Here is a 25,939-nt window from a genome sequence, read left to right as displayed (position 1 = left end):
GCTGAGAGTGATGCGTCCTTATCGGTGACATGTCGGGCGGATGCAAGCGCCCCGTCGCGGACGTCGGACTTGCAAACATCACCATGCCCGGCATTAAGATGTCCGTGGAGGATCCGATGCCCGTCAGACCGATTATCGCCGCGCTTGTGCTCGCCGCCAGTGCCGCAAGTGCGGCTGTTGCCGCCGAGGCCGACCTGGCGGACGCCAGCCCGGCCGAGCTGCAGGCGGTCATCGAGCGGATTGCGCCTGCCGGCGCGCCCAGCGATCAGGCATTGCGACGGGCCGAGGCGATGTTTCGTCTTGGCGACCTGAACGGCGACGTCGGTCTGATCCGCCGCGGCGCCGACGCGGCATCCGCCGTGTTGTCGTCGCTGGAAAGCGGCGGCCGCGGCGCGCTCTGGGTCGCGGCAAGCAAGGATGTCGGCACGGCACTGGTGATGCTGGCCCGGCGCACCAATGATCGCAGCCGGCTCGACGAGGCCATTGCCGCCTTCGAATCGGCGGCGCTGTTCGCCCGCGATTCGCAACCGGAACAATGGCCCGGCCTGATGAACAGCCTGGCCATCGCCCAGTGGACCAAGGGCAGCATGGCGAAGGACGCCGCCGCGCTGAAGCTGGCCCATCAGACCTTCCGCGAGGCGCTGAGCGATCGGGCGATCAAGCCGGACGACCGCGAGCGGGTGCGCATCCAGGTCAACATGGCGAGCGCGCTGGTCGAGATGGCCATGCTGACCAACGAGGCGGCGCCCGCCGACGAAGCGGTGACCCAGCTGCGCGCGGCGCTGGCTATGGCGGCAACCCTCGATCTGCCGGCCCAGACGGCGATCATCCAGGGCAATCTGGCCCAGGCGCTGACTGTCCGGGGATGGCACAACAAGGCCGCCGCTGACGTGGAACAGGCGGTCGAGCTTGGCAAGGCGGCCATAAGCTATTGGGATTCCGTGGGCGCGATCGATGCCCGCGACGACACCGAAGCCAATCTGCGTCAGTCCTATCAGGTTCTGACGGAGCTCTACAGCATACGCTGAATAACCGAAGCGGGGAGACGCGACATGGTTGCCTTGGACGATTACCGCACACTGGGCCGAAGCGGCCTGAGGGTCTCGCCCCTTTGCCTGGGCGCCATGACCTTCGGCGAGGATTGGGGCTGGGGCGCCAACGCCCAGGACAGCCGCCGCATGTTCGACATGTATGCCGATCGCGGCGGCAATTTCGTCGACACGGCCGATGGGTATACCCAGGGCACCAGCGAGACGCTGCTCGGCGAGTTCATGAAAGGCCAGCGCGAGCGCTGGGTGATCGGCACCAAGTTCACCATGAACACCTCGCCGGGCGATCCCAACGCCGGCGGCAACGCCCGCAAGAACATCATGCAGTCGCTGGAAGCCTCGCTGAAGCGTCTGGGTACCGACTACATCGATCTGTACTGGCTGCATGTCTGGGAATTCCGTACGCCGGTGCATGAGATCATGCGCGCGCTCGACGACGCGGTGCGCCAGGGCAAGCTGCTCTATGTGGGCGTGTCCAACGCGCCGGCATGGAAGATCGCCCAGGCCAACGTGCTGGCTGAGTTGAAGGGCTGGACCCCGTTCGTGGCACTCCAGCTTGAATACAACCTGCTGCAGCGAACACCCGAACGCGACCTGCTGCCCATGTGCCGCGAATTCGGCCTGGGCGTTACGCCGTGGTCACCGCTCGCGGCGGGCCTGCTTACCGGCAAATATGGCCGCAAGCACATCGCCCAGCCGGGAAGCGGCGACAGCCGCGTGCTTGGCGGCGGCAATGGTACCCGCGAGAACATGGTGGCCGCCTCGGGCCGGGTGACCGAACAGGCGCTCGAGATCAACGACGCGCTGATCGACATCGGCAAGCAGATCAACGCCACGCCGGCGCAGGTGGCGCTGGCCTGGGTGATGGCGCATCAGAATGTCTCAAGCACCATCCTGGGCGCCCGGACGCCAGCCCAGCTCGAGGATAATCTCGGCGCCATGGAGGTGGCCCTGCCGCTGGAGCACAAGGCGTGGCTGGACGAGCTTACCCAGATCGAACTGGGCTATCCCCACGACCTGATCCAGAGTCAGTTCATCCAGGACGTTTCAGACGGCGGCGCCAAGATCGACAAGCCGTTCGGCCGGCCGGCGTAACCCTGGCCCGAACCTTCTGCCGGCCGTCGCTGGCCGCTAGAAGTGCGCGCGCAGATATTCGCCGACGCGATTGATGCCGCGCGAGGCTTCCGGCACGCCGTGGCCCAATGCGTGCCAGACATGGATCACGTCGGGCCAGCATTCCAGGGTGACGTCGACACCAGCCGCCGTCGCTTTCTCGGCGGCGGCGCGCGAATCGTCCAGCAGGGACTCGTTTTCGCCAACCTGGATCAGCATGGGCGGCAGGCCGGCGTAGTTGCCGAATAGCGGCGACACGCGCGGGTCGGCGGGATCGCCGTCGCCGACCACCAGGCCCGCCATCCACGAGATCAGGCCATAGCCGACCATGGGGTCCTTGTCCGAGTTGGTACGCAAGGTGCCCCCCGAGCAGGTCATGTCGGTCCAGGGCGAGATCAGGACAGCGGCATCGGGTGCGCGCACGCCTGCATCGCGGATTCCCTGCAGCACGGAGAGCGCCAGGCCGCCGCCGGCCGAATCGCCGGCGACGAAGGCGTGGCTCGCCGGGTCTTCGCCCAGCGGGCCATTGTCCAGCATCCAGCGATAGGCCAGCAGGGCGTCCTCGAACTGGGCGGGTGCGGCATATTCGGGCGCCAGCCGGTAGTCGACGTTAAGCACCGATGCGCCGGACGCCACCGAGATATCGCCGCACAGGGCCCGGTGGGTGTCCAGGTTGCCGGCCGCATAGCCGCCGCCATGCAGGTACAACACCCGCTTGTTGGAATCGGCGCCCGGGGCGCAGACCCATTCGCAGGGCACGGTCACCGCCCGCGCCTTCGACGTCCTCAGTCCGGACGGTGCCGGCGCGGTGAATACCGCGCTGGCCATCATCTCGCGCACGCCCTCTACCGAGGGCGCCGCGCCGGCCTGGGCGGCGGCTTCATTGCCCGCACGCAGCTTGTTGATGGCGTCCAGTAACTGGGGCGATGCGGCCATGGAACCCTCCCGTGTGATCAGGCGGGTATTGTCGGGGTAAAATCGGGCGGAGTCGACCTCAGGCCGACAGTGCCGCGACGAGTTTCTCGATGAAATCCGTGCCCGCGTCCATCTGGCTCAGTTCGATGAACTCGTCAGGCCGGTGGGCCTGGTCGATGGAGCCGGGGCCGCAGACCACGGTGGGGATATCGGCCAGCTGGAACAGCCCGGCTTCCGTGACATAGGCGGCGGTCAGCGAATCGTTCTCGCCGGTGAGCGCCCGCACCAGTTCTTCGGCGGGCGAATTCGGCTGACGCAGCAGCGCCGGCGCCCGCGCGATCTGCGTGGTGACGATGGACGCGCCGTCGAACCGGGCGCGCATCTCGGCCTCGACGTCGCGGGAGAATGCGTCGAAGCGGGAAATGATCTCATCCTCGTCGGCCTGCGGCAGCGGCCGGTATTCCCACACCATCCGGCACCGGTTGGGGGTGATGTTCAGGGCGCTGCCGCCGTCGATCGTCCCGATATTGAGCGAGGTATAGGGCGGATCGAACCGGCCGGTGTCGTCGCCGCGCGCCTTCATCTCGGCAAGGATCGCGCGGAGAAATTCGATCAGCCTGCCGCCTGCCATGATGGCGCTGACGCCGAATTCGGTGTTGCTGGAATGGGATTCGCGGCCGGTGATCACGGTCTCGAAGGCGCGGATGCCCTTGTGGGCGGTCACGGCGCGCATGGAGGTGGGTTCGCCGACAATGCAGGCGCGCGGCAGCGGCGAGCGTCCCGCGATCTTTTCGATCATGCCCGCCACGCCGCGGCAGCCGACTTCCTCGTCATAGGAAAACGCGAAATGGATCGGCCGCTTCAGATCGGCCCTGGCGATGACCGGCGCCATGGCCAGGCAGATGGCGATGAAGCCCTTCATGTCGCAGGTGCCGCGCCCGAACAGCTTGCCGTCCCGCTCGGTCAGGGAAAACGGGTCGCTCGACCAGTCCTGCCCGTCGACCGGAACCACGTCCGTGTGTCCGGACAGCACGATGCCGGGCACACCGGCCGGGCCGCCTATGGTGGCGAACAGATTGGCCTTGGCGCCGCTGTCGTCGCGGATCAATTCGCACTCGACACCCACGCCCGCCAGGTAATCGGCCGCATAGTCGATCAGCTTCAGGTTGGAGTTGCGGCTGACCGTGTCGAACGCGATCAGGTCGTGGAGAAGCTCCACCGCACGATGCGCGTTCGGCCGCATCGCCTAGCCGTAGATCCGGCTGGCCGGGCTGCCGATCATGGCCATGAACTCGGCGCGGGTGTGAATGTTGTCGCGGAACGCGCCGAGCAGTGTGCTGGTGACCATGGACACGCCGTGCTTGTGCACGCCGCGGGTGGTCATGCAGTGATGCACCGCCTCGACGACGACGGCGACGCCATCGGGCTGCAGGGCCGAATTGATGCATTCGGCGATCTGGGCGGTCATTTTTTCCTGCACCTGCAGGCGTTTGGCGAAAGCGTCGACGACCCGGGCCAGCTTGGAGATGCCGACCACGCGATTGGTCGGCAGATAGGCCACATGCGCCTTGCCGATGATCGGCGCCAGATGGTGCTCGCAATGGGATTCGAACGGAATGTCGCGCAGCACGACCATCTCGTCATAACCCGCGACTTCCTCGAAGGTGCGCTCCAGATACTGGTTCGGATCCTCGCGGTAACCGGCGAAATATTCTTCATAGGCGCGCACGACGCGGGCCGGCGTATCCATCAGGCCTTCCCGCTCCGGATCGTCGCCCGCCCAGCGCAGCATGGTGCGCACGGCCTCCTCCGCCTCCTCGCGGGTTGGCATCCTCACCACTCTCTTGTCCACTGGGTCCTCCCCGTTTCGGGCGTCAGTTCAGGCTGGTCCGCTGATACGGGCTGTCCAGCGAGAAGGCGGGGATGTCGATCTCGAATCCTTCGCCTGCCTTGGTTTCCATATGGTACCGGCCCACCATGATGCCTGACGGCGTCGACAGCGGCGTGCCGCTTGTGTACTCGAAGCTTTCGCCCGGCCGCAGCACGGGCTGCTCGCCGACCACGCCGTCGCCGCGCACTTCCTGAACCTGGCCGTTCGCGTCGGTGATATGCCAGTACCGGCCGATCAGCTGCACGATCTCGTCGCCGGCGTTCTCGATATTGACCTGATATGCCCAGACGAAGTGGTTGTCTTCAGGGTCCGACTGATCCTCGATGAAGTAGGGCGTTACGGTCACGCTGATTTGCCGGGTGACGGCGTTATACATGTTCAAGCCTTGTGTTCGATCGGACCGGGCCGCGTTTCGGGTACTCTACCCCCCGAACGCGGATTGTCCACTGCCCTAAGCCGATATACGCGACATCGCCTGTTCCAGATCCTCGATGAGATCGTCGGAATCCTCCAGCCCCACCGACAGGCGCAACGTGCCCTCGATGATGCCCAGTTCCAGACGCGCGTCCTCGGCCAGCGAGCGGTGCGTCGTGCTCGACGGATGGGTCATCAGGCTCTTGGCGTCGCCCAGATTGTTGGAGATGTCGATAATCTCCAGCGCGTTCAGCAGCCGGAACGCGGCATCGCGCCCGCCGGGCACGTCGATGGTGATAACGCTGCCGCCCGTCTTCATCTGGCGCATGGCGAGGTCATGCTGCGGATGGTCGCGCCGGCCCGGATACAGCACGCGCTCCAGCTTCCCGCTCTCGGCCAGGAAGTTGGCCACCTTCAGGGCGTTGTCGCACATCCGCTGGACCCGCAGATCCAGGGTCTCCAGACCCTTCAGCATGATCCATGCGTTGAACGGGCTCATGGTCGGGCCGGTATGGCGCAGATACTGGTTGAGGTGATCTTCGAAGAACGCCTCGCTGCACAGGATCACGCCGCCCAGCGCCCGGCCCTGGCCGTCGATGTGCTTGGTGCCCGAATATACCACGATGTCGGCCCCGAAATCCGTGGGGCGCTGCAGCAACGGGGTGGCAAAGACATTGTCGACGATAACGGTCGCGCCGACGGCATGCGCCGCCGAACAGACATGGGCGAGGTCGACCACGTCGAGGGTCGGGTTGGCCGGCGTCTCGATGAACACGGTCTTCGTGCCCGGGGTGATCGCCCGTGTCCAGGCGTCGTTGTCGGAACCGGTGACCAGCTCGGTGGTGATGCCGAAGCGCGGCAGGATCTGCTCGAGAATATAGCGGCACGAGCCGAACAGCGCCTTGGCGCCCACCACCTTGTCGCCGGCGCGGAGCTGGCACATCAGGGCGGCGTTGACCGCGGCCATTCCGGTCGCGGTGGCCTTGGCCACGGGAAGGCCCTCGATCAGCGCCATGCGCTCCTCGAACATGGCCACGGTCGGGTTGGACAGGCGCGAATAGGTGAAGCCGTCGGCGGTGCCCGCGAAACGGTCGGCGGCGACTTCCGCTGCGTCGTAGCGGAAGCCCGAGGTCATGAAGATCGCCTCCGACGTTTCGCCGAAGTCCGACCGCTTCGTGCCGCCGCGCACCAGCCTGGTGGCCAGCCGCCATTCGGAAGGTTTCTTTGCCGTCATGCGCTTGCTTCCTTCTCGTTCCGTTCCATCGCCTCGGCGATGGCGGTGTTGTTCTCGCCGCCCCGGGCCCGCAGCGCGGCGATCACCTTGCGGCGGTCGGCGCTGGTCCGGTTCTGCGACAATTTCCATTTTGCGTCGATCCGCTCCAGCGGGATTTCCAGGCCGACGATGTCGCGCTGCATGGACACCACCGCCTTCGCCGGCGCCTGCCCCAAATCCCAGGCCGGCTTGGGCGCCAGATGGCGTTCCTCCTGGGCGATGAGCGCGCGCAGATGGGCCTCGAGCGCCGCCGCCGGCAGTTCCCTCGCCATGCCCGAGACATGCACCGCCATGTAGTTCCAGGTCGGCACCTGTCCGGCGGTGTCGTACCAGTCCGGCGACACGTAACAATGGGGGCCGGAGAATACCGCCAGCACACGGCTGCCCAGCGCCTCGCGCCAGACAGAATTGGCCCGCGCCACGTGGCAGCGCAGCAGCCCTTGCGAACGGTCCAGCACGAACGGAATGTGCACCGCTTCGGCGCCCGCCACCAGCAGGCCGAATTCGTTCCGCTCGATCAGGTCGAGCGCGGCCTCGCGGTCGTCCTGCTGAAAATGGTCCGGTACGTACATCGCATCCGCCCAAAACAAAAAACCCCGACCGGAACGGGTCAGGGTTTGCGCCCGACCGTTTAGCTGTTTTTTTAACGTGGCCGCAAGCTGGTCGCCAAATCGCCACGGGCAAAGTGTTAGGCGTTTTCCTCTGCACGGTCAAGCAACTGGCGCAGCTGGGCGGCCAGTTCCTGGTTGCGGAACGGCTTGCGCAGCACCGGGTCGTCCAGCCCGATCTGTCCCATCTTGTCCGTCGCGTTCTTCGGATAGCCCGACATGAACAGCACCTTCAGGCCGGGCCTGAGCGCCCGCGCCTGTTCCGCCAGCTTGTCGCCGTAGAGGCCGCCGGGCAGCACCACGTCGGTCAGTAGCAGATCGACGGCGGATGTCTCGCGCAGCATCTTGAGCGCCTTCACCGCATTGTCGACGGGCACCACCTCATAGCCCATGCCGCTCAACCGGCGCACGAGCAGGTCGCGCACCGCCGCGTCGTCTTCCACCAGCATGATGCGCTCGCCGTAACCCGGCGGTCCCGCCGCCGCGTTCCTTGTGCTGGCCACGGCCCCGGTCTCGTCGCGGTGACGGGGCAGGTAGAATGTCAGCCGGGTGCCCTCGCCGGGCTCGCTGCGCGCCTCGATGGCGCCGCCCGACTGGCGCACGAAGCCATAGGCCATGCTCAGGCCAAGGCCGCTGCCGCGGCCGGTGTCCTTGGTGGTGAAAAACGGCTCGAAGATGCGGTCGAGCACGTCCGGCGGCATGCCGGTGCCGGTGTCCGAAACCGTGATGGTCACGTAGTCGCCCGCCGGCAGCGAATCCTTTCCGGCCATGGTTTCCTCGGCGAAACAGTCATTGCGGGTGACAATGGTCAGATCGCCGCCCAACGGCATGGCGTCGCGGGCGTTGATCGCCATGTTGAGAATCACCGATTCGAGCTGGGTCGGATCGACCCGCACCAGCCACGGTTCCCGCGTCAGGTCGCGCCGGAGACGGATGCCGTCGCCCAAAGCATGGTCGAGGATGTCGCTCAGGCCGAGGAGCAGGGCATTGACGTCGACCACCTTGGGCGACAGCGCCTGGCGCCGCGAGAACGCCAGCAGGCGCTGGATCAGCAACGCGCCGCGCTCGGCGGCATTGAGCGCCTTGCGGAGCAGCGATTTGCTGGCGCCCGGGGCCTCGGCCAGGGTTTCCTCGGCCAGTTCCATATTGCCGATGATCACCGCGAGCAGGTTGTTGAAGTCGTGCGCCAGCCCGCCGGTCAGCTGGCCGACGCTCTCCATCTTTTGCGCCTGGAACAGGGCGTCGGCGGCATCGATCTGTTCGGTGATGTCGCTACAGGCGCCGCGATACCCCACGAACAGGCCATGATCGTCGAAGATCGGCTTGCCGCTCGCCATCAGCACCTTGCGCTCGCCGGACATGGTGGTGACCGGCACGCGCATGTTGCGGTAGCTTTCGTGCTGCCTGATATGCTCGAGCAGGATCGGCCAGTCGGGCTCGGTGGCACTGGTCACCTCGTCCATGAACGCCACCCGGCCCAGCAGCAGCTCGGTCTGGCTGCCGACGAATTCGGCGAAGCGTTCCGACACATATTGCAGCCGCCCCATCGCGTCGGTCTCGAAGAAGAAGTCACTGGCGCTGTCGGCGATATCGCGCAGGCGGCGCTCGCTGGCGATCACTTCCCGCTGCATGCGCCGCATGGCCTCCATGGCGGCATAGAGCAGCAGCGCCGTCAGGGTCGACAGGGTGCAGAACGAAGTCAGGGTGGTCCACTGGCCGCCGATGGTGAAGCCGTGCAGCGGGCCGGCGCCCTGGGCGGTGCCGAACTGCGCGAAGACCAGCGACACGGCGATCAGGATGCCGACGCCAAGCAGGTTGAAACGGACCGCCATCCAGGCGAGCAGCGGAAACTGGCTCACCACCAGGGCAAGCTGAACCGAGTTGGGCAGCGCGGGCGTGTTGATCAGGGCCGCGGTCAGGGCCTTGATGCCCAGGATGCCGGCGAACTCCAGCCAGCGGAGCGGCCGGGTGGCGATGGCGGTGCTTTGGTTCATGCCCATCAGCAACGGCACGAAGGCAAATCCGCTGAACACGCAGCCGAGCCAACGGCCCAGGATCGCGTCGCCCGGATCGGCGGCCGTGGGCGAGAGTTCCGGCACCAGAAACAGCAACGCGTCGCCCAGCGCGGCGACGAGAGCCGTGGCCGGCACGATGACCGCCATCAGCAGTCCCACGTCGCGGAACCGGTCGAGACCGGTGCCCAGGCGCAGCCTTGCCGCCAGCCAGGCGCCCCCGAGCGCGGCCGCGGTGCCGGTGCCGGCCGAAATTGCCGCAGCGGGGCCCAGACCGGCGATCAGGGCCCCGGCCAGCCAGCCCAGGAACACGCCAGGCCACGCGACGCGGCCCAGGACGATCAGGCCGCCCAGGGCAATGCCCAGCGGCCACCAGGTGGCGGGCGGCACGATGCTGGCAATGGAGAACAGGTGACTGAAGGCGGCGATAGCCGCGCAGGCGAGCGCGACAAGGAAGACCTTGCCGGCCTCGGCCCAATTACGTGGAATCATCGCGGAACCGCACGCCGTTTCCCAATCACGGTGCTGTAGGCAATCCCCAAGTCCACTCCATCATAAGGTCATCTACCCGGATCGGGCATAAAATTCGCGCCGCTCACACCGCTGGCGGATTGTGCAGCCGGTGTTCGGCCAGCGCGATCTGGACGCCTTCGTCGTCGAATCGCTGCTTGAGTCGTTCGACCAGATCGTAGCGGAAAACCAGATAATCGGCGCTCCTCACCCAGACCCGGATGATGATCTGCACGGCCATATCGCCCAGCGCACCGGCCACCACCTGCGGCTCGGGCTGGGGCAATGGCCGCGGATCGGCGGCGATGGTGTCGCGGATCATGGCGAGGACCGCGTCCAGCCGGTTACCGTAGCCCACATTGACGCTGAGGTCGACGCGCCTGGTCTTGTGGGCGCTGAAGTTCTTGATCGCCGCGCCCCATACCATGCCGTTGGGCAGGTACAGCTGCACATTGTCCGCCATGGCCAGTTCGGTCGCGAACAGGCTGATGGCGCGCACGGTGCCGATGCTCGAGGCAACCTCGATGTCGTCGCCGATCCGGAATGGCCGGAAGATCAGCAGCATGACGCCCGAGGCGAAGTGACTGAGTGTCCCCTGCATCGCCAGCCCCACGGCGATCGACGCGGCGCCCAGCACCGCGATCAGGCTGGTGGTCTCGACGCCGAACTGGGACAGCACCGCGATGATGGTGAAACCCAGGATCGCCCAGCGCGAGACGCTGGCCAGGAACAGCGACAGGGTCGGGTCCAGCCGGCTGGCGCGGCCCGACAGCCGCAGCATGGCCCGGTTCGCCCAGGACGACAGCGTCCAGCCGACGATCAGGATCACCACCGCGCCGATCAGCTTCAGGCCGTAGACCGTCAGCAGCGTGGTCGCCGATCGTACTATTACGTGCATGTCCATGTGGTTCTCCCGCTGGAACGCCCTTCAATACGGGATTTCTGCAACGCGCGGGAGATATGAAAATGCTCGACAGCACCGGCCCATATGCTATCTCAGACCGGCTGGACGCGCGGGTGTAGCTCAATGGTAGAGCAGAAGCTTCCCAAGCTTACGACGAGGGTTCGATTCCCTTCACCCGCTCCACCCTACGCCCTCACGGGCTTCGGGTGGCAGGCCACCACACTTGACGGCGTAGGGTGATCTCCCGAAGCTGCGAAGCAGCGCAGGGAGACTTTATGTGGTACGTCTATTTTCTTAAGTTGAGCAATGACGATGTCTATGTCGGCTCGACGAATGATCTGAAGCGACGATTCTCTTCGCACAACGCGGGTAAGGTGCTTTCGACCAAAGCATATCTCCCCGTTGTTCTGAAATCCTATGTCGCCGTCGAGACGGAACAACACGCGCGCGAACTCGAGACGTATTTCAAGTCTGGATCGGGAAAGGCTGTCGCGCTCAAACGCCTGATCCGAAGCCCCAAATCGACCGACTATTTTTACCCCGACTTCGTTGCCGAACTGCAGGACGGGCGGCAGCTGGTAATCGAATACAAGGGGGTGCGAACCCAAGATTCAGAGGAAAAGGACAACATCGGGCGCAAGGCGGAAGAGACGAGCGGCGGCAAATTGCTGTTTCTCATGGCCTTCAGGCGTGACGAGGCTGGCCGCAGCGTAACCGATCAGATTCTGCATAAGATCGGTCAGGGTGGATAGACGCGGCCACCTACTTGATCTCGACCATGATTTCCCGGTAGCGGCCGGTGCCGACATTCTTTGCATCATGCACCGCCGGGGTGCTGAGGCCGCCCGACGTGGCGACGCCGCCGCTGATCTCGAAGAAATGGGTGTCGTTCGGCTGGAGGGTGACGTCCACCTGATTGCCGCCGTCGCCGTCGGTGGCGCGCAGGGTCGAGCCCTCGATCACATGGACCATGTAGCTGAGCTCGTGCCGGTGCACGCCGGTGCTCTCGCCGGGTTCCAGCACCAGTTCCCAGACGATGACCTTGTCGTTCTCGAGCAGTTTTCTTGTCGCGACCTCTGTCATGAATGCCTCCCTGCGTTCAGGCGGCCTAGAATCCGTAGCCGCCGGATTCCGGCGCCGGCCGGGCGCGCTGGTTGTAGAGCATCTTCGTGCGGCGCTCGATTTCCTCGGGCGGCAGGTCGGCCAGGTTGGCCGCGAAGTCGGCGCCGACGGCCATGCCGCGCTGGACGGCGGGACGTTCGCTGAGCTCGTCGAACCAGCGTTTGAAATATTTGAATTCGCCCAGGTCCTGGCGGTGGAATTTCCAGTTCACCGTCCATGGATAGGCGGCCATGTCGGCGATGGTATAGGTGTCGCCGGCCAGGTAGCGGCGGTCGTACAGCCGGTTGTTCAGCACGCCGTACAGCCGGTTGGCTTCGTCGGTGAACCGGCGCACGGCGAATGACTGGTCGCCATGCTTGTCGCCGGCGCGGATGAAGGTCCCCAATTCACCCAGCTTCGGTCCCTGGTTCGCCATCTGCCAGAACACCCACTGCACCACGTCGTATCTGGTGCGCAGGTCCTGCGGCCAGAACTGACCGGCCTTCTCGGCCAGATAGAGCAGGATCGCGCCGGATTCGAACACGCTGATCGGTGCGCCGCCGTCGGCGGGCGCGTCGTCGACCATGGTCGGCATCCGGTGATTGGGATTGATCGCCAGGAATTCCGGCTTGAACTGGTCGCCAGCGCCGATGTTGCACGGCACGATCACATGCTCGATCCCGGCTTCCTCGAGCAAGATCGTGACCTTCTTGCCGTTCGGCGTCGGCCAGTAATGAAGATGGATCATGGAATGGTCCTCCGTTGCTGCCGCCGGCCGTGCCGTGGCATGTCCCCAGGCCGCGAAGCGTAAACCGCCGCCTGGCGACCGGCCAGCCTTGTGTGCCGGCGGGGAGGACTAATTCTTCATCGGCGGAATCCGCCCGGCCGCATGCGCATCGCTGGGGCGCTTGACGTCGATCAGGCGGCCATCGCGCTGCATGCGGCGCCCGGCATCCTGCCAGAACGGCAGGCGGGCCGTCTCCTGTTCCCAATGGAGCACCGATGCCTCGCTGCACCAGCGGTGCAAATGGGGCATGATCGCCTTGTGGGCGCCCGACGTCACAAAGGCCCGCATGGATGCCTCGTCACGCCAGGCCGACTTGGTCCAGAACGTCATGCCCGCATCCCGGAACACCTCGGCGCCCATATTGCCGGGCGCGGCCCGGGTCTGCCGCGTGATCCGCACCGAATGCAGCAGAAAGTCCGGCAGGAACCGCCAGGACCTTACGCGCAATCGGGTGACGGAGATAATGGCCATGGAATCCTCAGGGTGCCGGGAACGTATATATAGTCGTTGTCACGACACCAGCAATAACGGCCCCGGGCGGTTTCCGGTTTCAAAGATTTGCTGCAGCTGGCGCGACGCGGCGGCGGTGCGGCCCATCACCAGCAGGCCGGGTTGCAGGTCTGCCAGTTCGGCGGCCAGCGCGGCGGGGTCGGGCTCGGAGAACTGCAACAGGCGCGTCGGCAGGCCGCGACGGCCCAGCCAGTCCTGCGCCCGGCGGCGGGCGCGGGCATCCATGCCGTGGGGCAGCACCACGGCCAGGTCCTTGGCGAATGCCCGGGCCATTTCGCGGGCAACGCCCAGAACGCTGGTGTCGCCCTCGTACAGCGCGATCACCGGCCGGTCCTGCCCCATGCCGTCGCCCAGCAAGAGCAGCGAACAGGCAAGCGCGCCGATCGTGTCGCTGACCCGGGTGGCGGTTCGCGACGAGATCGCCAGCAGGTCGCCCTGCAGCGCCTCCCGGGCGGCCACCTGTTCGGTGTGGCCGGTCGTGGTGCGGAACGACCAGCGCACGCCGGACGCCGCGCGGGCCAGCAGCGCCTCGGCCTGGTGCGCCAGCCGGTCCAGCCGGTGTTCCAGCATGGTCCGGTCGATCTGGCGGGTGACGCCGGCGCGGCTGGTCAGCGTGGCGCCGAACGGCAGCGAGACCATGTTCATCATGTCGCTGGTCTTGACGAACAGCGTGACCAGATCGGCCTCGTAGGCGCGGGCCAGACGCACGGCGGTGTCGATGGCCTCGCCGCCCATCGATTCGGCTTCGATGGTCAGCACGACGCGGCTGACCGCACGCCGCCTTCCGGTGGTCCCGGGCCCGGTGGCGGCCGCGGCGGTCACGTGCCGGATTCCCACCGGGGCGGCTGGCCGAATCGCTGGCGCGCCTCGGCGAAGCCGTGCAGCCGCGCGGCGACGCGGGCGTTGATGCTGCCGGGCGGAAACAGGCCATTTTCGTCGGCCTTGCCGGCCGCCACGCCGGTCAGGATCTCGATGCCCTGGTCAATGCTCGAGACCGCGTGGATGTGGAACTTCCTGGCCTCGACCGCCTCGACCACACGGCGGTCCAGCATCAGGTGCTTGACGTTGGCGGTGGGGATCAGCACGCCCTGCTTGCCGCTCAGCCCGCGCCTGTCGCACAGGTCGAAATAGCCCTCGATCTTCTCGTTGACGCCGCCGATCGCCTGCACCTGGCCGCGCTGGTTGACCGAGCCGGTTACCGCGAAATGCTGGAAGATCGGCGCCTCGGCCAGCGCCGACAGCAGCGCGTAGAGCTCGGCAGACGAGGCGCTGTCTCCGTCGACTCCGCCATAGGATTGCTCGAACACCAGGCTGGCCGACAGCGACAGCGGCATGTCCTGGGAATATTGCGCGCCCAGATAACCCGACAGGATCAGCACGCCCTTGGAATGCAGCGGCCCGCCCAGCGCCACGGTGCGCTCGATGTCGAGCACGTCGCCGCGGCCCAGCCAGACCCGCGCGGTGATGCGGCTCGGCTTGCCGAACGCCGCGGCGCCGATGGTATAGACCGACAGGCCGTTGATCTGCCCGACGACGGCGCCCGCCGTGTCGATCAGCATGGTCTGGCGCATGATCTCGGCCTGCATGCGCTCGTTGATCCGGCTGACCCGGCGGCGCCCGGCGTCGACGGCGTCGTTCACGTCGCCGGCCGTCACCACGTCGTGGCCGGTCTTGCCGGCCAGATAATCGGCCTCGCGCATCAGGTCGGTAAGGTGCTCCACATTGGCCGACAGGCGCTCGGAATCCTCCTCCTCGCGGGACATGTCGTCGATCAGCCGGGCCACGGCGTTGCGGTGGAACGGCCTGAGACTTTCGCTGCGCGCGCGGGCGGCGATCAGCCGGGCCATTTTCTGCACCGTCGCGTCGTCGCGGACCACCCGCTCGTCGAAGTCGGCCATCACCTTGAACAGGCCGGGAAAGTCCGGATCGTAGGCATGCAGCGGGTAATAGATGTTGCCCTCGCCCAGCAGCACGATCTTGACCTGGAGCGGGATCGCCTCGGGCTCCAGCATGGTGGTGACCGGCAGGCCCATGGCGCCGAACACCGGCTCGATGCGCACCTCGCCCGCCCGCAAGGCGCGCTTCAGCGCCTCCCAGGCCATGGGCTGCATCAGCACTTTTCTCGCATCGAGCAGCAGATAGCCGCCATTGGCCCGGTGCAGCGCGCCGGCGCGGATCATGCTGAAGTCGGTCACCAGCGTGCCCATCTCCACCCGCTGCTCGATGCGGCCGATCAGCCGCTCGTAGGTGGGCTCGTCCTCATAGACCACGGGCGCCGGTGCGCCGTCCTTGTGCTCGACGATCAGGTTGACGAGGTAACGGCGGAAGAACGAATCGGCTTCCGGCCCCCTCGACGGTCCCCTGTCGTCTTCCGGCGGTTTTTGGGCCTTCAGGAACAGGTCGACGCTGTCCTTCAGGTCGGCATGGACCCGCTCGAGATAGGTCGCCACCGCCTCCAGATCCGAAAAGCTCTGTTGCACGGCGCGCACCAGGCCGCCGGTCGCGAATTCGGCGGTCTCCTCGTTCAGCGTCTCGATGCGCTCGCGCACCTCGCGCAGCACCGCCGGCATCTTCTGCATGGCGACGCGCAGGCCTTCCTGCAGGTCGCGGATATCCTCCTCGATGCGCTTGCGGTCTTCCTCGGGAAGCTGGTTGAAATTCTCCGGCTCCATCACCTTGCCATCGGCCAGCGGCGCGAATCCCATGCCCATGGGCGTGTTCAGCAGGGTGATGTTCTTTGCCGCGGCCTGGGCGCGCAGCTCCTCCAGGGCGGCGTTCTGGCGCCGTTCCACATCGTCCTGGATGGCCTGGACGGCGTTGCGGTAGTCCTCGCCCGAAAAGGCGCTGGTCAGCGCCGCGCGGGAATCGTGCACCAGCTTCTTCATCGCCTCGGCCAGGACCTCGCCGCGCCCGGCGGGCAGGGAAAGGGCGCAGGGCCGCCGCTCGTCGTCGAAATTGTACACATAGGCCCAGTCGAGCTCGCCGGTGCGGTTCGCCGCGGCCTGCTCCACCAGCCCGCGCACCAGCCGGTACTTGCCGGTGCCGCGCGGACCCACGGCGAACAGGTTGTAGCCGGGCTTGTCCATGCCCAGCGCGAACTCGATGGCCTCGATCGCGCGCTGCTGGCCGATGACGCCGTTGGCCTCGGTGATCTCGGCGGTGGTCTCGAATCCCAGCGTCGACGCGTCGCATTGCCCGCACAGGGCGCTGGCGGGCAGCGGCAGGTGGACCGGTGCGTCGGTTGCGGTTGGCTTCTTCGTCGGCATGGCGTTCCTCCCAAGCGGAAAATAGGGCGGCTGACCGGAAAAGTCTTGATTGAACGCCCGGGGATGCGAGAAACGACGCTGGTTCCGCACAGTGCCGAGACTGCCATGCCGCCGAAAATCTCAAAGCGCAGCGACATTCCCGCGTTCCGCGTCATGGACGTGATGACGGCGGCCGCCGCGCTGGAGGCGCAGGGCCGGCGGATCATCCACATGGAGGTGGGCGAGCCGGGCACGCCGACGCCCGCGGCGGTGACGGACGCCGCCGAGCGCACCATGCGCGCCGGACGCGGCGGCTACACCGTGGCGCTGGGCATCCCCTCCTTGAGGGAACGCATCGCCCGGCATTACGGCGACGCCTATGGCGCCGACGTGGATCCAAAGCGGGTGATCGTCACCACCGGCTCGTCGGCGGCGTTCACCCTGGCCTTCACCGCCTGCTTCGACATCGGCGACCGCATGGCGATCGGCCGGCCGTGCTATCCGCCCTATGAGCGGATCATGCGCACCCTGGGCATCGAGGCGGTCGAGTTGCGCACCACGCTGGCCGACAATTTCCAGCCCACGCCGGCGCATCTGGCGTTCGTCGACCGGCTCGACGGCCTACTGGTCGCCAGCCCGTCCAATCCCACGGGCACCATGATCGACGCCGCCGGCATGGCCGCGCTGGGCGCGGCATGCCAGGAGCGCGGCGTCCGGCTGATCTCGGACGAGATCTACCACCGCATGGTGTTCGACGGCGACGAGGTCACCGCCCTGTCGTTCAACCCGGAGGCGGTCGTGATCAACAGCTTCTCGAAATATTACTGCATGACCGGCTGGCGCATTGGCTGGATGGTGGTGCCCGAGGCGCTGGTCCGGCCGGTCGAGCGGCTGGCGCAGAACCTTTTCATCTCGCCGCCGACGGTGGCCCAGCATGCGGCGCTGGCGGCGTTCGAGTGCACCGAGGAGTTGGACCTGCGCGTCGCCGCCTACAAGACCAACCGCGATCTGCTGCTGGCCGAACTGGCGCCGCTGGGGCTCAGCTTCGCCAACCCGCAGGGCGCGTTCTACCTCTATGCCGACGTGTCGCGCTTCACCAGCGACAGCGCCGCGTTCTGCCGCGCCATGCTGGACGGCGCCGGCGTGGCGACCGTGCCGGGCACGGATTTCGACGAGATCGACGGCGACCGGTTCATCCGGATGTGCTTCGCGGGCACGGCCGAGGACATGGCCGAGGCGGCGCGGCGGCTGAAGGCGTGGCTGCCTGGGCAGGCCGCCTAAGTTCGCCCACGCCAGCCACTACCGCCGCCCATGCGCCGGCAACACGGCGCGGATGGCGCACAACAGAAAACGGCTCCCCGTCCGCACACGGGAAGCCGTTTTCCGAAAGAGACCCAAGCCGAGTTCCTGAAAACCTCAGGCGGCCCAGGCCGTCGGCATGTCCGGGGCGCGCATGATGCGCTTCAGTTTCTCGAAGGCGCGCACCTCGATCTGCCGCACCCGCTCGCGCGAGATGCCGTGTTCCTGCGACAGGGCGTCGAGGGTCGGCGGATCGTCGCGCAGCCGGCGATTGATCAGGATATGCTGTTCGCGCTGGTCCAGATGGGTCAGGCAGCGGGTCATCAGCGCCCGGCGCTTGGCCATCTGGTCGTTCTCGATCAGTGCGTCTTCCTGCGTGACCTCGCCGTCCTCAAGCCAGTCCTGCCATTCGGTGTCGTCCTCGTCCGAGATCGTCACGTTCAGCGACTGGTCGCGGCCGAACAGCCGCTGGTTCATGGAGATCACGTCCTCCTCGCTCACCTGTAGCTGGTGGGCGATGAACGCGACCTGCACCGGCGTCAAGGTGTCCTCCTCGATGGCGCGCAGGTTGGTTTTCAGCCGGCGCAGATTGAAGAACAACTTCTTCTGCGCCGACGTGGTGCCGAGCTTTACCATGGACCACGTCCGCAGGACGTATTCCTGGATCGTCGCCCGGATCCACCACAACGCGTAGGTGGACAGCCGGAAGCCGCGCTCGGGCTCGAAACGGTCGATGGCCTGCATCAGGCCGACATTGCCCTCGGCGACAAGTTCACCCAGCGGCAGTCCGTAGCCCCTGAAGCTCTTGGCCACCTTCACCACGAGGCGAAGATGGCTGCCCACCAGCTGCTCGGCGGCATGGGGGCAGCGCCGCTGCTGCCACGCTACCGCCAGTTCCCGTTCATTAACTGCGTCCAGAACCGTGAATCGCCGCATTTCCTTGAGGAAGCGACCAAGATTCTCATCCGCGACAAAAGTTGCTCTCGACATCGTCACCCCGATGGATCGTGGAACCTAGGGTATCCGTGCCCTCGTCACGATGAAGAATGGTGCCGGACAGATGAACGCTGGCTGAACATGAACGGTTCCCGGCGTTCAGATTTCAGGTGAAGACCGGGTTCCTGAGACTTCGACTCGTGCGCGGAATCAGCGGCGCCGGAAAGCCGCCGCGGCGGTCCATCCGGCGGCCACCGCGAGCACGATGGCGGCCAACCCGTAGGCGAACGGATGGTTATGGGCGACATTGTAGGTCCACTGCTCCAGACCCTGCTTGCCGACAGTGAGAATCGAAATGGTCCGGCCGATCTCCTTGCCGCCGCGGAACATGCGGACGATCACCCGGTAATCGCCTACCGGCACGCGGGCCGGGAAATAGATGTCGGCGCGAAACAGGTCGCCCGACGGGAAGGTGACGGCATCTTCCTGAATCTCGTACAGGCCGGCGCTGGTGCGGTTTTCGATGATGGCCTCGCGCAACCCCTGCAGCTCGTCGGTGCTCACCTCCTCGACCGACAACAGCACCAGATTGCTGGGGCCGATATTCTCGCGGCGCAGATAATTGGCGCCCGCGATGTCGGCAAGGCGGCGGTTGCTGGCCACCGCGTAGAAGCCGGGCACGTTGTGAAAACGCACGGGCCGGCTGTTCATCCAGATGCCGGCAATCCGCTGCTTGCGGTAGATCGTCATGGGCTGCTCGGGGCCGTGCACCACGGCGATGATGTCGACGGGCCCTTCCTTGGGGCCGGTGTTCTTCGACCCGAACAGCAGCAGGCTGGTGCCGTTGAAATTGGACCGGATGGCGATCTCGCGGCTCGACAGGTCGCTCGACAAGGTGGCTGCGTGTGCCGGGCCGCCGGACAGCGCCATGGGAAGCAGCAGGAGCAGCAGGATGTGCAACCGCGTCATTCGTCATCCACCAGGGTCGAGACGAAGTACATTTCCCGCGGTGTCACCACCAGCCCCCAGGCCAGGCCCAGGCAGACGGCGACGACCACGCCGGCGAGCATCAACCGCAGGTGCTCGCCCTTGACATTCAGGCCGGCGCGGGCGCCGAACTGGGCGCCGACGACGCCGCCGGCGATCAGCAGCAGCGCCAGGATCACGTCGACCGTATAGGTGGTCGTGGCGTGCAGCATGGTGACCGTGGCGGTGACGAAGATGATCTGGAACAGCGAGGTGCCGATGACCACGTTGGTGGCCATGCCCAGCAGGTAGATCATCGCCGGAACCATGACGAAACCGCCGCCCACGCCCATGATCGCCGACAGGACGCCGGTGACGAAGCCGATGGCGACGGGGGGAATGACGCTGATATAGAGTCGTGACTTGCGGAACCGCATCTTCCACGGCAGCCGGTGCGCCAGGTCGTCGTGGCGGCGCCGGGAAGGCACGACGCCCTTGCGGGCGCGCAGGATGGCGCGAATGCTCTCGTTCAGCATCAGGCCTCCCACCGTGCCCAGGAACACCACGTAGCTGAGCGAGATCAGCAACTCCACATGGCCGACCGAGCGCAGATAGTCGAACAGCACCATGCCCGCGCCCGATCCGAGCACGCCGCCGACCATCAGCACGGTGCCCATCTTGAAGTCGACGCCGCCACGCCGCCAGTGGGCCATGACGCCGGAGACCGACGAGGCGAGGATCTGATTGGCCTGGGTGCCGACGGCGACCGCCGGGGGGATGCCGGCGAAAATCAGCAGGGGCGTCATCAGGAAGCCGCCGCCGACGCCGAACATGCCCGACATGAATCCCACACCCGCGCCAAGACCCAGGATCAACAGCCAGTTGATCGACAGTTCGGCAATGGGCAGATAGATCTGCATGGGAAGGTGGGCGTTTCCGCTTTTCTACCGTGTGTATGCGCCGAAACGCCTCGTGGCGCAACGGATGGTAGGGGAATTATACGCCAGCCATGTCCATTTCCAGCGGGATTACGGCGTGGGCTCGGCCGGCGGAGGCGGTCCGTCGCCGCGCCGCTCGTCGCCGCGGCGTCCCCTGGCCTTGTCGCCGTCGCGGCGCGGGTCCAGCAGCCGGCGCATATAGCGTTCGCCGCCCTTCGCCAGCTTCACCCGTTCCTCGACGGGAAGACGGCCGGCGGCCTCGATGAAGCTTTGCTGGACGGTGGCCTGGATCGCGTCACGATGCCTGCCCGCCTCGGCAAAGGCGGCCTCCAGCGCGGCGCGGTCGAACGGCTCCTGCTCCAGGGCCCGGGCGATGCCGTCGCGGGCGGTGCGCATGGCGTCGAACTCCAGCCTCAGCGCGTCACGATTCTGGGCGACGGCCTCGCGCAGCACGTCCCGGGATTCGGGCGCCAGGTGCTTTTCCAGCCGACCGACGCGCACGTCGGGCCCGCGATGCCGATCGTGATGCGGGCCGGGATGGAAGAAGATCAGCGCGGCAAGCAATCCGTTGAGGGCGAGCGACAGGCCCAGCCCGCCCAGCAGCCATTTCTCCGATCGGGTCATAGTCCTGCTTCTCCGTCAATGCCGCCGCCGAACACGTAGTCGCTGATGATGACGGTGTCGTTGTCCGCCGCCATGGTCTGGACCGGCTGGAACAGGCTGGTGGTGCCGATGTAGAAGCCCAGCATCGCCGCCGCCGCCAGTCCCGCGAAACGCGGCAGCACCGGCAGGAATCCGAAGCGCCAGCTGCCGGCCTTGCGCGTTTGCCGCGCGGTCCGGGGGATCGCCAGAACGCTGTCCAGCAGCGCGGCGCTTGGCGCGGCGGGCGGCGCGCCGGCGAGCAGCCCGTCGAACGCCGCCTCCTCGGCCAGCAGGCGCCGGGCCTCGTCCGAGACCGCGAGCAGCGCCTCGGCAGCCTCGCGCCGTTCGCCGGGCCAGCGCCCGGGATCGGCGCCCCAGGCGTCCAGCAGGCTCCTGAATTCCTCCAGCCTCATAGTCATTGGGCAACCCCCGACACTTCAGTTCGCAGCGGCGCCAGATGCTGCTTCAACGCGGCCCTGCCACGGGTGAGCAGACTCTCGAGCGCCTTGATGTTGACCTGCAGCACGGCGGCTGCCTCCTTGTTGCTCAGCCCCTGCAGATAGCAGAGGCTGATCGCCTCCCGCTGCCGCTCGGGCAATTCGGCCAAAGCCCCGTCGATCCGTTGGCGGACCTGCCGGTCGTGGATGCCGGCGTCGGCGCTCTGCCGCCCGTCGGCCAGTTCGCCCGCATCCTCAAGCGGCACGTGCCGGCCGCGCCGCTTGCGCTGGCGGTCGATGCACAGGTTCAGCACGACCCGATAGAACCAGGTGGTGAACCGCGCCCCGCCCGGCTGCCAGTTCGCGGCACCGCGCCAGAGATTCAGAAACGCTTCCTGCATGACTTCCTCGCCGTCGGCCCTGTCGCCCAGCACCCGCACGGCAAAACCCAGATTGCGGCCCAGATGGCGCTCGACCAGCACGCTGTACGCCGGTTGGTCGCCCACGCCGACGCGCTGCATCAGCGCCTCGTCCGAGAGGATATTCAGGGCGGCGGTACCAGCGGCGATAGTGGGCGGCGCGGGACGCGCATTGTCCGTGGTCAATCCGGTCATCTCCCAGGACGGTTTCACCCAGTCTATCCGATCGCCAATCGTTGCTCTAAGTCCTGTTCTTGGCTATTAAACGATGGCCTGCGGGAAACCCTTCGGCATGGACGGCTATATTCCGGTATAGACTTCCGGACGAGGCCGGGGCATGGGGATTTGAAGTGAGACGTCATAGGGGAGAGGTGGGCTGATGGGCCTGACCGTTGCCATTATCGGGTCCGGGCCCGGTGGATTTTACACGGCCGCCGCGCTGGTCAAGGATATCCCGGACTGCAGGGTGGACGTCATCGATCGACTGCCGACGCCGTTCGGCCTGATCCGTGCCGGCGTGGCGCCGGATCACCAGAGCAGCAAGAAGATCGCCAAGATCTTCGAGCGCACGGCCCAGTCGCCGCAGGTTCGCTTCCTGGGCAATGTGGAAGTGCCGCGCGACGTGACCATCGCCGAGTTGCGCGGCCTCTACGACGCCGTCGTGCTGGCCACCGGTGCACCGCGCGACCGCCGCATGGGCATTCCCGGCGAGGATCTGGCCGGCGTCTACGGCTCGTCCGAGTTCGTCGGCTGGTACAATGCCCATCCCGACTTCCGCGAATTGTCGCCCAGCCTGGAAACCGGCACCGCGGTGGTGATCGGCGCCGGCAACGTGGCGCTCGACGTGGCCCGCCTGCTCGCCAAGACCGGCGAAGAGGTGCGCGCCACCGACATGGCCCATTATGCCGCCGACGCCATCGACACCTCGCCGGTGAAGGACATCTATGTGTTCGCCCGCCGCGGGCCGCTGCAGGCCGCTTTTACCCACAAGGAGGTGAAGGAGTTCGGCGAACTGGAGAACGCGGTGACCCTGGTCGATCCGGCCGTGCTGCCTGACGAGACCGTGGCGCTCGAGGACAAGGGCCGCGGCAGCCAGGAAAAGAATATCGGCTACCTGCGCGAATATGCCCTTCACACGGGTGACGAGAAGGGGGTGCGCATCCACCTGGAATTCTACGCCATGCCCGTCGAGGTGCTGGGCGCGGACGGCAAGGTGGCGGCCATTCGCATGGAACGCACCCGGCTGGATGACGACGGCCGCGTGGTGCCCACCGGCGAGACGTTCGAGGTGCCCTGCAACATCGTGGTCGCCTGTATCGGCACCCAGTCCACGCCGCTCGACAACGTGGCCTATGATGACCGGAACCAGCGGTTCCAGAACGAGAACGGCAAGATCGATGACGGTCTTTATGTGGCCGGCTGGGCCAAGCGCGGCCCCAGCGGCACCATCGCCACCAATTTCCCCGACGGCAGCCAGGTGGCGGAACACGCCAAGGCACTGACGCCGGACGCCTTCAAGCAGGGTCCGGCGGGTCTCGACCAGCTGCTGTCCGATCGCAAGGTGCGGGTGGTGACGTTCGAGGACTGGAAGCGCATCGAGGCGGCCGAGGAAGCAGGCGCCACACATGGCGCGCCGCGCCGCAAGTTCACCACTATCCCGGAGATGATCGGCTCGCTGGGCTGAGGCGCGGTTTCCCGAGGCAGGTTCTGATGTCGCAGAATGGTCCCGATAACCCGATCCGCCCGCTCGGCGTCGGCGAGGCCGCGTCGCTGCGGCGGAGGTAACCTTTTCCGCATGCGCGCGTTAACAGGCTCGGGAAGACTCCCGAAACTGTTCGAGGCTCGCCATGCGCTACATGCTAATCGCCGTCGCCATTCTCCTGGTGCTGATCGTCGGTGCGATCGTGTTCGACAGGGACCATACCCCAATGGCGTCGCGCGACGACGCGCTGATCGTGCGCACGGAAGGCCGGTGCGGCATGGTCGACCGCGACGGCAAATGGGTGCTCAACCCGCAATTCGATGCGCTGTGGCCCTATGAGAACGGCCTCGCCGTGGCGCGGCAGGGTGACCGCTGGGGCTATGTGGACAAAAGGGGTAAGTGGGCGATCCCGCCCGATTTCACCGCAGCCTACCTGTTCGGCGATAATGGCCTGGCGCCGGTCGAGACCGAAGACGGCGCCGGCTATATCGACAAACAGGGACAGTGGGCAATCGAGCCGACAATCGAGTCCGCCGGCGATTTCTCCGATGGCGGCATTGCCGCCGCCATGCAGGCGGGCCTGTGGGGTTATATCGACAAGACCGGCAAGTGGGTGATCAATCCCCAGTTCACACAGGCCAACATGTTCAACGAGGGCCGCGCCGCCGTCCGCCAGGGTGACCGCTGGGGCTATATCGGCAAGGATGGCAAATGGGTGGTCAACCCGCAGTTCTCCTCGGCCGGGACCTATGGCGACGACGACAGGGCGCGGGCCGGATTTGAGGGACGTTACGGCTTCATCGACGGGAAGGGCGTCTGGATGATCAACCCGGAGTTCGACCAGGCCGGCGTCGAGTTCGAGGATGGCCTGGTGCCCGCGTCCCAGAACGGTCTCTGGGGCTTCCTCGACAAAGACGGCAAGTGGGCCGTCAACCCGCAGTTCCAGTACGCCGGGCCGTTCGAGGACGGCCTCGCGCCCGCGGCGCTGAATGGCCGCTGGGGCTTCATCGACCGGAAGGGCCACTGGGTGGTCAACCCGCAATTCGACGACGCCGGACCGTTCGACGACGGCCTGGCGCTGGCCAGTTTCGGCGGCAAATGGGGCTTCGTGAACAAGAAGGGCAAGTGGGTCATCAACCCGCAATTCGACGGCAACGCCGGCGACTGCGCGCGGTAGGCCTCGTCAATCCAAGAAAAAAGGGGCGCCGCGCGGCGCCCCTTCGTGTTTCCGGAGGCTGAAAGCCTCAGTCGACGGTCCAGGTGCTGCCGGCGAACAGCAGCTCCTTCATGTCGGCGTTCGGCTTGGCGCTCTTGGCCGACTCGACCTGCGAGGCGACGCCGCCGTCATAGGTGTCGGCCGGATTGCAGTAGATCACGCCGACCACGACCGGCGCGTCGGGCCCGTCGAGGGTGACCAGCATCTGTGCCAGCAACGCATCGGTCTCGTCATGCACCAGGATGTCGTCCTCGGTGATGCCGTTCTCGCCGATGGTCACGATCTCGATCGCCACATTGTCGCGGTCGAGGCGCAGGCCCTTCTCGTTGTTGGGGCCGAAGACCAGCTTGTGGCCATGCTCGGCGCGCAGCTGGCGCTCCGGTGCGTTCTTCTTGTCGGTGAAGTCGGCGAACACGGCGTCGTTGAACACGATGCAGTTCTGGAAGATCTCGACGAACGACGCGCCGCGGTGTCCGTGGGCGCGCTTCAGGATCTCGGGCATGTGCTTCTGGTCGGTATCGACGGTACGCGCCACGAAGCATGCGCCGGCGGCCAGGGCAAAGTTGCACGGATTCAGGTTGCGCTCGATCGAGCCGCCGGGGCTCGACGGCGAGCGGGTGCCCGGCCGCGACGTGGGGGAATACTGGCCCTTGGTCAGACCATAGATCTCGTTGTTGAACAGCAGGATCTGGATATCCACGTTCCGGCGCAATACGTGCAGCAGGTGATTGCCGCCGATCGACAGGCCGTCGCCGTCACCGGTCACCATCCAGACGTCGAGTCCCGGATTCGCCAGCTTGATGCCGGTGGCGAAGGCCGGGGCGCGGCCGTGAATGGTGTGGAAGCCGTAGGTGGCCATGTAATAGGGGAAGCGCGACGAGCAGCCGATGCCCGATACGAACACGGTGTTTGCCGGATCGGCCTCGAGGTCGGCCAGCGTCTTCTGCACCGATTTCAGGATGGCATAGTCGCCGCAACCCGGGCACCAGCGCACTTCCTGGTCGGTGGCATAGTCCTTGGCGGTCAGCTTCTGCGGGGAGAGTTCGTTCATG

Annotated in this window: 26 protein-coding genes, 1 tRNA gene and 1 riboswitch; of the genes, 7 read left to right on the top strand and 20 right to left on the bottom strand. The window is 66.3% G+C overall.

Going from position 1 to position 25,939, the window contains the following annotated elements; all coding sequences use genetic code 11:
• Positions 1–116 precede the first annotated feature (116 nt).
• Complete coding sequence (locus WJU21_RS08765; protein WP_346323027.1) at positions 117–1,028, top strand: hypothetical protein; 912 nt, start codon at positions 117–119, stop codon at positions 1,026–1,028.
• 24 nt (positions 1,029–1,052) lie between these two features.
• Entirely contained in the window at positions 1,053–2,144 is a 1,092-nt protein-coding gene (locus WJU21_RS08760; protein WP_346323026.1) for an aldo/keto reductase, read from the top strand.
• Positions 2,145–2,180: 36 nt separating this feature from the next.
• Here the strand turns inward: WJU21_RS08760 and WJU21_RS08755 are convergent, their stop codons facing one another.
• The 8 genes from WJU21_RS08755 to WJU21_RS08720 all read right to left on the bottom strand — a co-directional run bounded on the left by WJU21_RS08755 (position 2,181) and on the right by WJU21_RS08720 (position 10,689).
• A complete protein-coding gene (locus WJU21_RS08755; protein WP_346323025.1) occupies positions 2,181–3,098 on the bottom strand; it encodes an alpha/beta hydrolase in 918 nt (305 codons plus the stop codon).
• Between the two features lie 58 nt (positions 3,099–3,156).
• Positions 3,157–4,320: an acetylornithine deacetylase gene (gene argE, locus WJU21_RS08750; protein WP_346323024.1), complete on the bottom strand. Its 1,164-nt coding sequence runs from the start codon at positions 4,318–4,320 to the stop codon at positions 3,157–3,159.
• A gap of 3 nt (positions 4,321–4,323) precedes the next feature.
• On the bottom strand, positions 4,324–4,908 hold the full coding sequence (gene folE / locus WJU21_RS08745) for a GTP cyclohydrolase I FolE (protein ID WP_346323482.1): 585 nt from the start codon (positions 4,906–4,908) through the stop codon (positions 4,324–4,326).
• 43 nt (positions 4,909–4,951) lie between these two features.
• On the bottom strand, positions 4,952–5,344 hold the full coding sequence (gene apaG, locus WJU21_RS08740) for a Co2+/Mg2+ efflux protein ApaG (protein ID WP_346323023.1): 393 nt from the start codon (positions 5,342–5,344) through the stop codon (positions 4,952–4,954).
• Positions 5,345–5,419: 75 nt separating this feature from the next.
• Positions 5,420–6,616, bottom strand: coding sequence for an O-succinylhomoserine sulfhydrylase (gene metZ / locus WJU21_RS08735; protein WP_346323022.1), 1,197 nt, complete (start codon positions 6,614–6,616; stop codon positions 5,420–5,422).
• Complete coding sequence (locus tag WJU21_RS08730; protein WP_346323021.1) at positions 6,613–7,227, bottom strand: FMN-binding negative transcriptional regulator; 615 nt, start codon at positions 7,225–7,227, stop codon at positions 6,613–6,615. The genes metZ and WJU21_RS08730 overlap by 4 nt, the downstream gene beginning before the upstream one ends.
• A gap of 39 nt (positions 7,228–7,266) precedes the next feature.
• Positions 7,267–7,343, bottom strand: a riboswitch (SAM riboswitch).
• On the bottom strand, positions 7,344–9,767 hold the full coding sequence (locus tag WJU21_RS08725) for an ATP-binding protein (protein ID WP_346323020.1): 2,424 nt from the start codon (positions 9,765–9,767) through the stop codon (positions 7,344–7,346). It lies immediately after the preceding riboswitch.
• Positions 9,768–9,870: 103 nt separating this feature from the next.
• Complete coding sequence (locus WJU21_RS08720) at positions 9,871–10,689, bottom strand: mechanosensitive ion channel domain-containing protein (RefSeq protein WP_346323019.1); 819 nt, start codon at positions 10,687–10,689, stop codon at positions 9,871–9,873.
• 109 nt (positions 10,690–10,798) lie between these two features.
• Here WJU21_RS08720 and WJU21_RS08715 point away from each other — a divergent pair.
• Positions 10,799–10,872 (top strand) — tRNA-Gly (locus tag WJU21_RS08715).
• 92 nt (positions 10,873–10,964) lie between these two features.
• Positions 10,965–11,441, top strand: a complete 477-nt coding sequence (locus WJU21_RS08710; RefSeq protein WP_346323018.1) for a GIY-YIG nuclease family protein — start codon at positions 10,965–10,967, stop codon at positions 11,439–11,441.
• 10 nt (positions 11,442–11,451) lie between these two features.
• Here WJU21_RS08710 and WJU21_RS08705 read toward each other — a convergent pair whose 3' ends face one another.
• The 5 genes from WJU21_RS08705 to WJU21_RS08685 all read right to left on the bottom strand — a co-directional run bounded on the left by WJU21_RS08705 (position 11,452) and on the right by WJU21_RS08685 (position 16,353).
• Positions 11,452–11,772: a hypothetical protein gene (locus WJU21_RS08705; RefSeq protein ID WP_346323017.1), complete on the bottom strand. Its 321-nt coding sequence runs from the start codon at positions 11,770–11,772 to the stop codon at positions 11,452–11,454.
• Positions 11,773–11,797: 25 nt separating this feature from the next.
• Entirely contained in the window at positions 11,798–12,538 is a 741-nt protein-coding gene (locus WJU21_RS08700; RefSeq protein WP_346323016.1) for a glutathione S-transferase N-terminal domain-containing protein, read from the bottom strand.
• 108 nt (positions 12,539–12,646) lie between these two features.
• Positions 12,647–13,048, bottom strand: a complete 402-nt coding sequence (locus WJU21_RS08695; RefSeq protein WP_346323015.1) for an antibiotic biosynthesis monooxygenase — start codon at positions 13,046–13,048, stop codon at positions 12,647–12,649.
• 39 nt (positions 13,049–13,087) lie between these two features.
• Entirely contained in the window at positions 13,088–13,909 is an 822-nt protein-coding gene (locus tag WJU21_RS08690; RefSeq protein WP_346323014.1) for a hypothetical protein, read from the bottom strand.
• The gene (locus WJU21_RS08685; RefSeq protein ID WP_346323013.1) at positions 13,906–16,353 is read right to left on the bottom strand and encodes an AAA family ATPase; all 2,448 of its coding nucleotides are present in this window, start codon (positions 16,351–16,353) and stop codon (positions 13,906–13,908) included. The genes WJU21_RS08690 and WJU21_RS08685 overlap by 4 nt, the downstream gene beginning before the upstream one ends.
• Before the next feature lie 105 nt (positions 16,354–16,458).
• On the opposite strand from WJU21_RS08685, the gene WJU21_RS08680 reads away from it, so the two are divergent.
• Positions 16,459–17,613 carry an aminotransferase class I/II-fold pyridoxal phosphate-dependent enzyme gene (locus WJU21_RS08680; RefSeq protein ID WP_346323012.1) on the top strand — a complete coding sequence of 385 codons (1,155 nt, stop codon included), beginning with the start codon at positions 16,459–16,461 and terminating at the stop codon, positions 17,611–17,613.
• Between the two features lie 135 nt (positions 17,614–17,748).
• On the opposite strand, the gene rpoH is transcribed toward WJU21_RS08680, so the two are convergent.
• The 6 genes from rpoH to WJU21_RS08650 form a co-directional block, all read right to left on the bottom strand.
• Positions 17,749–18,621, bottom strand: coding sequence for an RNA polymerase sigma factor RpoH (gene rpoH / locus WJU21_RS08675; RefSeq protein WP_346323011.1), 873 nt, complete (start codon positions 18,619–18,621; stop codon positions 17,749–17,751).
• Between the two features lie 156 nt (positions 18,622–18,777).
• Entirely contained in the window at positions 18,778–19,536 is a 759-nt protein-coding gene (locus WJU21_RS08670) for a TIGR02186 family protein (RefSeq protein ID WP_346323010.1), read from the bottom strand.
• Entirely contained in the window at positions 19,533–20,453 is a 921-nt protein-coding gene (locus WJU21_RS08665; RefSeq protein ID WP_346323009.1) for a sulfite exporter TauE/SafE family protein, read from the bottom strand. The genes WJU21_RS08670 and WJU21_RS08665 overlap by 4 nt, the downstream gene beginning before the upstream one ends.
• A gap of 108 nt (positions 20,454–20,561) precedes the next feature.
• Positions 20,562–21,095, bottom strand: a complete 534-nt coding sequence (locus WJU21_RS08660) for a periplasmic heavy metal sensor (protein ID WP_346323008.1) — start codon at positions 21,093–21,095, stop codon at positions 20,562–20,564.
• Positions 21,092–21,532 carry a hypothetical protein gene (locus WJU21_RS08655; protein WP_346323007.1) on the bottom strand — a complete coding sequence of 147 codons (441 nt, stop codon included), beginning with the start codon at positions 21,530–21,532 and terminating at the stop codon, positions 21,092–21,094. The genes WJU21_RS08660 and WJU21_RS08655 overlap by 4 nt, the downstream gene beginning before the upstream one ends.
• A complete protein-coding gene (locus WJU21_RS08650; protein WP_346323006.1) occupies positions 21,529–22,155 on the bottom strand; it encodes an RNA polymerase sigma factor in 627 nt (208 codons plus the stop codon). Before WJU21_RS08650 ends, WJU21_RS08655 begins: the two co-directional genes overlap by 4 nt.
• Positions 22,156–22,348: 193 nt before the next feature.
• On the opposite strand from WJU21_RS08650, the gene WJU21_RS08645 reads away from it, so the two are divergent.
• The gene (locus WJU21_RS08645) at positions 22,349–23,653 is read left to right on the top strand and encodes an FAD-dependent oxidoreductase (RefSeq protein ID WP_346323005.1); all 1,305 of its coding nucleotides are present in this window, start codon (positions 22,349–22,351) and stop codon (positions 23,651–23,653) included.
• 163 nt (positions 23,654–23,816) lie between these two features.
• Positions 23,817–24,848, top strand: a complete 1,032-nt coding sequence (locus tag WJU21_RS08640) for a WG repeat-containing protein (RefSeq protein ID WP_346323004.1) — start codon at positions 23,817–23,819, stop codon at positions 24,846–24,848.
• Between the two features lie 67 nt (positions 24,849–24,915).
• On the opposite strand, the gene WJU21_RS08635 is transcribed toward WJU21_RS08640, so the two are convergent.
• Complete coding sequence (locus tag WJU21_RS08635; protein ID WP_346323003.1) at positions 24,916–25,938, bottom strand: 2-oxoacid:ferredoxin oxidoreductase subunit beta; 1,023 nt, start codon at positions 25,936–25,938, stop codon at positions 24,916–24,918.
• Between the last annotated feature and the right edge of the window lies 1 nt (position 25,939).

Origin of the sequence: Emcibacter sp. SYSU 3D8 (assembly GCF_039655875.1) — a bacterium.
GTDB lineage: Bacteria > Pseudomonadota > Alphaproteobacteria > SMXS01 > SMXS01 > RI-34.
The sequence above is the reverse complement of the archived record's forward strand: the minus strand, read 5'-3'. Positions and strand labels throughout refer to the sequence as shown.

What these genes read in the sequence shown, in the direction of transcription:
- WJU21_RS08765 (WP_346323027.1), top strand. Translation starts at nt 117, where the DNA reads ATGCCCGTCAGACCGATTATCGCCGCGCTTGTGCTCGCCGCCAGTGCC.
- WJU21_RS08760 (WP_346323026.1), top strand. Translation starts at nt 1,053, where the DNA reads ATGGTTGCCTTGGACGATTACCGCACACTGGGCCGAAGCGGCCTGAGG.
- WJU21_RS08755 (WP_346323025.1), bottom strand. Translation starts at nt 3,098, where the DNA reads ATGGCCGCATCGCCCCAGTTACTGGACGCCATCAACAAGCTGCGTGCG.
- argE (WP_346323024.1), bottom strand. Translation starts at nt 4,320, where the DNA reads ATGCGGCCGAACGCGCATCGTGCGGTGGAGCTTCTCCACGACCTGATC.
- folE (WP_346323482.1), bottom strand. Translation starts at nt 4,908, where the DNA reads ATGCCAACCCGCGAGGAGGCGGAGGAGGCCGTGCGCACCATGCTGCGC.
- apaG (WP_346323023.1), bottom strand. Translation starts at nt 5,344, where the DNA reads ATGTATAACGCCGTCACCCGGCAAATCAGCGTGACCGTAACGCCCTAC.
- metZ (WP_346323022.1), bottom strand. Translation starts at nt 6,616, where the DNA reads ATGACGGCAAAGAAACCTTCCGAATGGCGGCTGGCCACCAGGCTGGTG.
- WJU21_RS08730 (WP_346323021.1), bottom strand. Translation starts at nt 7,227, where the DNA reads ATGTACGTACCGGACCATTTTCAGCAGGACGACCGCGAGGCCGCGCTC.
- WJU21_RS08725 (WP_346323020.1), bottom strand. Translation starts at nt 9,767, where the DNA reads ATGATTCCACGTAATTGGGCCGAGGCCGGCAAGGTCTTCCTTGTCGCG.
- WJU21_RS08720 (WP_346323019.1), bottom strand. Translation starts at nt 10,689, where the DNA reads ATGGACATGCACGTAATAGTACGATCGGCGACCACGCTGCTGACGGTC.
- WJU21_RS08710 (WP_346323018.1), top strand. Translation starts at nt 10,965, where the DNA reads ATGTGGTACGTCTATTTTCTTAAGTTGAGCAATGACGATGTCTATGTC.
- WJU21_RS08705 (WP_346323017.1), bottom strand. Translation starts at nt 11,772, where the DNA reads ATGACAGAGGTCGCGACAAGAAAACTGCTCGAGAACGACAAGGTCATC.
- WJU21_RS08700 (WP_346323016.1), bottom strand. Translation starts at nt 12,538, where the DNA reads ATGATCCATCTTCATTACTGGCCGACGCCGAACGGCAAGAAGGTCACG.
- WJU21_RS08695 (WP_346323015.1), bottom strand. Translation starts at nt 13,048, where the DNA reads ATGGCCATTATCTCCGTCACCCGATTGCGCGTAAGGTCCTGGCGGTTC.
- WJU21_RS08685 (WP_346323013.1), bottom strand. Translation starts at nt 16,353, where the DNA reads ATGCCGACGAAGAAGCCAACCGCAACCGACGCACCGGTCCACCTGCCG.
- WJU21_RS08680 (WP_346323012.1), top strand. Translation starts at nt 16,459, where the DNA reads ATGCCGCCGAAAATCTCAAAGCGCAGCGACATTCCCGCGTTCCGCGTC.
- rpoH (WP_346323011.1), bottom strand. Translation starts at nt 18,621, where the DNA reads ATGTCGAGAGCAACTTTTGTCGCGGATGAGAATCTTGGTCGCTTCCTC.
- WJU21_RS08670 (WP_346323010.1), bottom strand. Translation starts at nt 19,536, where the DNA reads ATGACGCGGTTGCACATCCTGCTGCTCCTGCTGCTTCCCATGGCGCTG.
- WJU21_RS08665 (WP_346323009.1), bottom strand. Translation starts at nt 20,453, where the DNA reads ATGCAGATCTATCTGCCCATTGCCGAACTGTCGATCAACTGGCTGTTG.
- WJU21_RS08660 (WP_346323008.1), bottom strand. Translation starts at nt 21,095, where the DNA reads ATGACCCGATCGGAGAAATGGCTGCTGGGCGGGCTGGGCCTGTCGCTC.
- WJU21_RS08655 (WP_346323007.1), bottom strand. Translation starts at nt 21,532, where the DNA reads ATGACTATGAGGCTGGAGGAATTCAGGAGCCTGCTGGACGCCTGGGGC.
- WJU21_RS08645 (WP_346323005.1), top strand. Translation starts at nt 22,349, where the DNA reads ATGGGCCTGACCGTTGCCATTATCGGGTCCGGGCCCGGTGGATTTTAC.
- WJU21_RS08640 (WP_346323004.1), top strand. Translation starts at nt 23,817, where the DNA reads ATGCGCTACATGCTAATCGCCGTCGCCATTCTCCTGGTGCTGATCGTC.
- WJU21_RS08635 (WP_346323003.1), bottom strand. Translation starts at nt 25,938, where the DNA reads ATGAACGAACTCTCCCCGCAGAAGCTGACCGCCAAGGACTATGCCACC.